The organism is Parvibaculum sp., assembly GCF_035511255.1.
In the GTDB taxonomy this organism is placed as follows: Bacteria; Pseudomonadota; Alphaproteobacteria; order Parvibaculales; family Parvibaculaceae; genus Parvibaculum.
Map to the genome: position 1 here is coordinate 1 of NZ_DATKFR010000508.1, position 6303 is coordinate 6303.

At 62.2% G+C, this 6303-nt stretch carries 5 protein-coding genes; all 5 read right to left on the reverse strand.

Annotated elements, in window-relative coordinates:
• A partial coding sequence (locus tag VMR03_RS18815) for an enoyl-CoA hydratase-related protein (RefSeq protein WP_325407991.1) occupies window positions 1–258 on the reverse strand: 258 nt, incomplete at its 3' end.
• Window positions 259–430: 172 nt separating this feature from the next.
• Window positions 431–1516, reverse strand: coding sequence for a WD40/YVTN/BNR-like repeat-containing protein (locus tag VMR03_RS18820; protein ID WP_325407993.1), 1086 nt, complete (start codon window positions 1514–1516; stop codon window positions 431–433).
• Window positions 1517–1750: 234 nt separating this feature from the next.
• Window positions 1751–3109, reverse strand: a complete 1359-nt coding sequence (locus VMR03_RS18825; RefSeq protein WP_325407995.1) for a DUF1329 domain-containing protein — start codon at window positions 3107–3109, stop codon at window positions 1751–1753.
• Window positions 3110–3537: 428 nt separating this feature from the next.
• Window positions 3538–5409 carry a DUF1302 domain-containing protein gene (locus tag VMR03_RS18830; RefSeq protein ID WP_325407997.1) on the reverse strand — a complete coding sequence of 624 codons (1872 nt, stop codon included), beginning with the start codon at window positions 5407–5409 and terminating at the stop codon, window positions 3538–3540.
• Window positions 5410–5790: 381 nt separating this feature from the next.
• A partial coding sequence (locus tag VMR03_RS18835; protein WP_325407999.1) for a copper chaperone PCu(A)C occupies window positions 5791–6303 on the reverse strand: 513 nt, incomplete at its 5' end.

Genomic DNA, 6303 nt, shown 5'->3' on the forward strand with positions numbered 1-6303 from the left:
GGTCTCGAAGGAGCGCTTCATCCAGTTGAGATCGCCGCCGGCACAGAAGGCCTTGCCCTCGCCGGTCAGCACGACGACATCGGACAGGGGATCGGTCGCGGCATCGAGGAAAACCTGCGACAGCTCGCGATGCATATCCCCGTCGACGTCATTCATGAGACCCGGATTGGAGAGAGCGAGCGTCAGCACGCGGTCCTGGCGGTTCGCCTTGATACGCCTGTAGCGGCTGAAATCGACCTCCTGCGCGGCACCTGCCATGTCGCCCTCCCCGGTCTCGTCCTGCTCTTGTTTTTTATCGATTGTGGCGTCCGGCGGGACCGATGGAAAGCCCGCGATCGCGCGACGGCCGATCATCTTCGTCGGATGCCCCAAAAGGAAACCCCGGCCGAGAGGGCCGGGGTTTCTCTATCGATGCGCCTGAGATGCGGCGTCAGCTGCCGGAGACGAAGTGGAAACCGACCGCCTTTTCCGCTTCGGCGGGTGTATCGGGCTGGAGCTTCACGCCCGGCTCGCCATAGACCGCGATGGAGCCTTGGGGACCTTCGGTGACCGATGTGTAGCCGAGACGATCGGCGCGCACGACTTCGGTGAAGTTGAGGCCTTTGTCGGTGCTGTAGCCGACATAACCTTGCAGGCCGACGAGAACGATCGTGCCGTTCGCAAGTTCGACGCCGCCGCCGATCGACTTGTCCGTGCCGCTGTTGATCTTCGACCAGGTCAGGCCGTCATCGGTCGAACGATAGGCATTGCCGCGCATGCCGAAAATGAGCGCCGATCCGTCGGCGAGCGAAACGCCGCCCCAGAAGGAGCCTTCATAACCGGTTTTGATCTCCTGGAAGGTCTTGCCCTGATCGGCCGAGCGATAGACCGTGCCAAACTCGGCGGCGACGAGAATGGTGCCCGTCTTCTTTTCGCCGAAAACCATGTTGAGATGCGAATCTTCCTGGCTGCCCTCGACCAGCGAGCGCTGTTTCCAGTTCTTGCCGCCATCTTCCGTCTCGATCACGAAAGAAAAGGCCCCCATGGCGAAGCCGTGATTCTCATCGGCGAAATAGACGGTCATGATCGGCGCCTGCGCCTGCACGTCATGATAGGCGAGCGTCCAGTTGTTTCCGCCGTCATCGGTACGCAGCACGGTGCTGTCGTGGCCGCCGGCAAAGCCGAGCTTGTCGTTGACGAAATAGACGCTGGTCAGCGTCGCCTGCGTCGGCACCGAAGCCGCCTGCACCCAGCTCGCGCCCTGGTCGTCGGAATAGATGATATGGCCGAATTCTCCGACTGCGACCAGCCGCTTGCCCGCTTTCGTCGCCGCGAGCAGAAGGCCCTGGCTCGCGAGGTTCGACGGGGTTGCATATTCGATGGCCTCATCGCCCTTGGCGGCGGTATCGGCGGCGCGAGCGCTCTGGAGGCCGACCGGCGCCAGCAGCAATGCGAACATGGCGGCCGAAACGGCGACGCCCCGGATGAACGGAATCGGCCGGACCGAACCGAACCGGATGACTTGACTGAACTTCATATGACCAGGGCTCCCTACCTCGGCGTTTCCGCTGCGTCGACGCCGCGCCGGATGGGCGCGCGGGCGGTCGCGGGCGGCTCTCTGTTGACATCCGGTTCTTGCAGACCGGTTTGTTGCGTTGATCTCGTCAGGGTCCTCATCCGGGAAAGGCGGCATCGCCTCACCCGGCTTCAGACAGAAAGAAGGCCGGGTCTCGGTTTCCCAAGACCCGGCCTCCGCAGATTAGGCGCTTTTTCAGCGGACGCCAAGCTGACGAATGGCGTTCGGCGTATAGCGGCTCGGATCGAGCTCGTCGGCGAAGTAGTTGACCGGCGGCTCCTCGTTCTGCATGGCAAGGGCGAGGTAACGGCCCGCCTGCAGATCGTAGACCGCTTCCGTGCCCGAACCGCAGAGCGGCACGTTGTAGCGCTGGAGCTGCTGGAGCTCCTGGACGCGCCAGAGCTGGCCGCGGCCGTCATAAAGCTCGGCCGAGGTGATTTGCCAGGCGTCCTCGTCGTTGTGATAGACGCGGCGGGCATAGACGTGGCGCGTATTCGGCCGGAGCTTCGCCTCGAAGTTCCAGGTGCGGTGGACTTCGTAGCGGATCGCATCCTGGTTGAGGTGAAGCGGCTTGATGTAGTCCTTGTACTTGGTCGACTCCGCCTTGTAGTCGTTGGCGGCGACGATCGTCGGCTTCTTGTCGATGACCGCCCAGTCGTAGCGGTCGAGCGCGCCGTTATAGCCGTCGAAGGCGTCCGACGTGGACAGACCGTCCGAGTTCGTGCCCGGATTGTCGTAGGAGATGTTCGGCGCGCGGCGCACGCGGCGCGTACCGGGGCTGTACTGCCAGGCCTGACGGCCGCCGTTGAGCGTCGCGTTCAATGCCTCGTGAACGAGGATCACGTTACCCGCTTCGCGGGCCGGCGCGATCGTGTTGGCGATGTAGTAGAGCGAGATGTTGTTGAGATCCTCGGCCCGCTTCTTCGACGGATCCGACCACTGCAGGATGGCTTCGTCCTGTACGATCGTCAGCGTGTAGTCGCCGCTGCGCGTGACCGGCGCCGCGGCAAACTGGCGCACCGTCTTGAAGGCGCGATAGCGCAGCGTGTGGTTCCACATGATCTCGAAGGCATTGTTCGGGATCGGGAACGGGAAACCCATGATGGCTTCGCTGACGCCCGACCCGCCGCCGACGAGTTCGCCGACCTTGGCGTTGTTCTTGGTGGCGACATAGACGCGGTCCGGATAGGCGCAGGTACGGCGCGTCTGATAGACGTTCATTTTATAGTCAGGATAGGCCTTGAACAGGGCCTTGTAGCCGTCCGGCAGCACGGCGTCGTACTGCCCGGCATTCGCGGCCGTGATCGTGTATTTGATCGGATCGCTGGCGAACGGATCCTGCAGATGATCGCCGGGTTTGTATGTGACGTTGCTCGGCACGGTCTGAAGACCGCCGGTCCAGGCCGGGATATCCCCCTCACCGGCCTTTTCGGCGCCGATCGGCGTGAGATCGCCGCCGAGCCGATTGACTTGGGCATCCGGCACCTTGGCCAGCGCGCTCGTGCTGAGTGCGCCAAACACAAAGGCGGAGACCAACAAGGTCGTCCTTTTCATGTACGTTCCCTCCACTTGATTTCTTATCTGACACCCGGTGGTTTTCCATCGGGGCTGGGTTTCCCGCCAACTCTCCTGGGATCATATCAAAACGGCAACCCGGCGCAAACAAAGCCACGTGCGATTCTGTCTTTCTCCAGCATCTTACGTAACTAAACTCTGTTCCCTTACGATTGCCGAACCCCAAGCCCGACAGGCTCACCGTTCACCGCGGCGAAAGCGATCAACGGAACGGCATGTGCCGTCGCCTGCCTCAAATTTGCGCAACTCGCCGGGCCTTCGGGAACTTCTCCGATAACGGAGCATGTTCCAAACGCTTCGGCGGGTCTTCCGGAAACGGCCGCGACATCCGGTCTTGCGTGAGCGACCTAGACTGCGGCGCTCCGGCGGGCATCGGGACCGGTGAATCCACCGGCCCCGACATCTGCTCAGAAGGCGTAGCTGATCGTCGCCGTGGCGAAATCCTTGTCGCTCGAGAAGTTGCGGAAAGAATTGCCCCAGTTGTAGGTGTAGGCGATCGAGGCGCGCCAGTCGCGATACTTGCCGTTGAGGCCCAGCGTCACGACCTTCTTGTTCTGGACGAAGCCCGGTCCGATCGGGCCGGCCGAATAGCCGTCCACGTCATGCGCGAACTGGATCGTCGGCGAAACCGTCGCCGCCGTGCCGAAGGCATTGTTGTAGTCCGCGTTGAGGATCAGGCGATAACCCCAGGAGAAGGGCGTCGCGTAGAGCGTGTGGCAGGTGCTCGCGTTGCACGCCGGGTCGCCGAGAAGTGCCTGGACGGTGCTCGAATAGGCGTTGTAGTTGCCATAGAAGTTCGCCGCGCGGGGCGCCGCGAGCCGGTTGTTGGCGCTCGTGAGGCCGGGGATGTACTGGAAGCCGGCATTGGCGACGAAGACGACGAGGTCGGAACCGATCGCCTGGGTCATCGGGTTCGAGGTCGGCAGCGTACTGATCATGGCAAGCTGGCCGGTCACGACGTTGAAGCGGTCGTAGCCGGGGATGACGTCGTTTTTTCCAACCGTCTGCGCCTGCGGACGGCACATCGCATTCACCGGAATGCCCAGCGTCGTCGCAACGTCATGACAGTTTTCCTCCACGTCGCTCAACGCAAATGGCATGTCATGCGTATAGGCGACTTCGCCCGAGAAGGCCGAGCCGCCAAGCACCGGGATCGTCGTGTTGAACGAGCCGCCGATGGTCTTGATATCGTCCGGATACTGCAGGAGGACGTGTTTGATCTCGGTGCCGGCGAGAAAATTAAGAAGATTGACCGAGGTCCAGGTGCCGATGGGCAGGGTCGAGCTGTAATTGACGAAATAGAGCCCCATGTCGGTGCCGTCATTCAGCCAGTCGGCATAATACTTCAACGCCGCGCCGTAGGTCCGGCCATCGGTGCCCTCCTGAGAGGGACGGCGATCGATCACATAAACCGGAGTAATGCCGTGCATGTTGCGGCCAGGAAGGTCGCCGTCAACGAACTCCCCACCGCTCATCACATACATGCCGCCGGTGCAGGCCGCGTCCGTCGTGGCGAAGAAAGTGCCGCAAGCGTCGAGCTTGGTTTCCTGCCACAGCGCCTGCCAGAAGGCCTCGACGCTGATGTTGTTGGGCAGGCTCAGCGAGGCATAGAGAGCCGGAACGGGCTGATAGGCTTCCTTCAGTTCCGCGCCCGGCGTGCGCAGCGCGCCGACGTCGACCGGGAGGTAGGAGCTGATGCCGCCGGGAATCAGAAGGCTTTCGCCCCAGTTGATCACCTGCTTGCCGGCGCGCAGCGTCAGCCGCTGCTCACCGATGTCGAAATTGCCGTAGACGAAGGCGTCGAGAAGCTGCAGATCGCGCGAGGCGGCGTTGATCGCATCGTCGCCGCGGAGATTGTCCTGAAGCGGACGGCGGCCATACTGGTTGTCATGGGTGCCGAGTTGCTGATCTGCCCAGTAGTCGTAGAAGGCCTTCACACGGGCGAAGGCGCCGTAATTCTGATACTTGAGCTCGACGTCGGACGTGACCTTGAGGACGATCGAATAGGGGTCCCACTGATCCGTATTGACGTTGCCGTCGTCGTCGTTGACGCCGAAACTGACGCCCGCACCCGCGCCGCAACCGCCGTTGGCCTTCGAAACAAGCCCGCAATCCTGCTTCGACGTGCGGACGCCGATGCCGAGCGACACCGTGGTGTCGACGTTCAGGTCGGCCTCGCCGAGCTTGAATCCCATTGCCTGGGCCGATCCCGCCCCCAGCAGCATGGCCGCGCCGGCCAGGCCGCTCAATAGCCACGTTTTTACGTGCCTTGTTCTCATTGAGTGATCCTCCTCGATCCTCGATGGCTTCACTAACCTTGCAGAGCTGGATCGGGAGGATGTTCGATGGATGCCTTGAATTGCCCATGCGACTGCTCCCCCCGACCAGTCAGCATCCCTCATGTGCTAGCCCACCGTTAAACCCCTTGTAAGTCAAGGCGGAGTTGCCCCGCATGGCCGGGCATATGCGTACATTGAGTCTGCGTATTGCATTTTTGACACGCATAGGAATAAAAATCCTATCGCATCTTGAATTCCCGAATTTCGTTTCAAGCGCATTCGATTGTTGCGGCGCAATAACTTCTTCTGCAGCGCAAAAAAAACGCCCGGCCCTTCAGGATTGGGCCGGGCGTTGGATCATCCGCCAGCGGATGAAAGCGGCTAGTGCATGTCTTTCATGCCGGGCATGTCGCTCGCCCCGCTTTGGCTCTTCCGCGCCTCCTCCGGAGTCTGAACATCGACCGTGACATCGACGGAACCTGCCTTCTCGAACACGAGTGTCATGGAAAACGTATCGCCGCGCACGAGAGGAGCCTTCAGACCGATCAGCATGATGTGAATGCCGCCCGGTGCCGCCGCCACGGTCTGTCCCGCCGGCAGGGCGAGGCGATCGAGTTCGCGCATGCGCATCACCATGCCGTCCATGGTCATGGTGTGAATCTGCACCTTCGGCGCGACCGCCGCCTCGGCCCGCAGCAGGGCATCGTCCGCAGTCCCCGTATTCGTGATCGTGAAGTAAGCGGCACCCGTACTCCCCGTGGTCGGCCGCGCCCAGGGATGATGGATTTCGAGAGCGCCGAGCTTGGCGTCGGCGGCAAGCGCCGCGCCGGGCGTCAGCAGCGCGAGGACGAGGAAAAGCCGGAGCGGGCGAAAAAGCGATACGAAGCGGGAGCG

What these genes read in the sequence shown, in the direction of transcription:
- VMR03_RS18820 (WP_325407993.1), bottom strand. Translation starts at nt 1,516, where the DNA reads ATGAAGTTCAGTCAAGTCATCCGGTTCGGTTCGGTCCGGCCGATTCCG.
- VMR03_RS18825 (WP_325407995.1), bottom strand. Translation starts at nt 3,109, where the DNA reads ATGAAAAGGACGACCTTGTTGGTCTCCGCCTTTGTGTTTGGCGCACTC.
- VMR03_RS18830 (WP_325407997.1), bottom strand. Translation starts at nt 5,409, where the DNA reads ATGAGAACAAGGCACGTAAAAACGTGGCTATTGAGCGGCCTGGCCGGC.